Below are 559 nucleotides of genomic sequence, written 5' to 3'. Positions count from 1 at the left end.
ACCTCGCTGCTACCGGGGCGTTCCTGGAGAACCACTGCTCCGGTTTCGGCACCAATTCAACACCGAATCACCTGTTGATCGTGGGTGGTCAAACACCCACCCTGCGCAACCCGTCACGGTCAAGCGCACAGCCGGTATGGGACATGCCCTCGATCCTCGGCCACGCCGGTGACCACGGGGTCAGCTGGAAGGCATACACCGGGGCCTCGTCCTACCCACTGGCTTTCTACACCCAGTTGGCCGGCTCTCCGAACATCGTGCGCAGCGATCACATCGTCGCTGACGCAACAAGCCTGGCGCAACTGAGCATGGTGTGGCACGACAGCCCCTACGACGAGCATCCGGTTGCCGACGTCAGCAGAGGTCAGGACAAGATCTGGCAAGCTGTCGACGCGGTTGTGCGGGCTGGGTTGTGGAACGACACCGTCTTCCTGCTGACGTGGGATGACTGGGGCGGCTGGGACGACCACGTGCCCACACCCGATGTCGAGCACACCCCCGACGGCGTCCAGTTGGCCTACGGACCACGGGTCCCGCTGCTCATGTTCAGCGGCCGGGT

1 protein-coding gene is annotated in these 559 nt (G+C 64.0%); it reads left to right on the top strand.

What is annotated here, in order from left to right:
* Positions 1–23 precede the first annotated feature (23 nt).
* Positions 24–559: alkaline phosphatase family protein (locus RM423_RS25035; protein WP_396327886.1), on the top strand; the 536-nt coding region annotated here is incomplete at its 3' end.

Origin of the sequence: Jatrophihabitans lederbergiae, from assembly GCF_031845305.1 — a bacterium.
Lineage (GTDB): Bacteria > Actinomycetota > Actinomycetes > Mycobacteriales > Jatrophihabitantaceae > Jatrophihabitans_A > Jatrophihabitans_A lederbergiae.
Note: the sequence above shows the minus strand (reverse complement) of the source record. Positions and strands in the feature narration are given on the sequence as shown.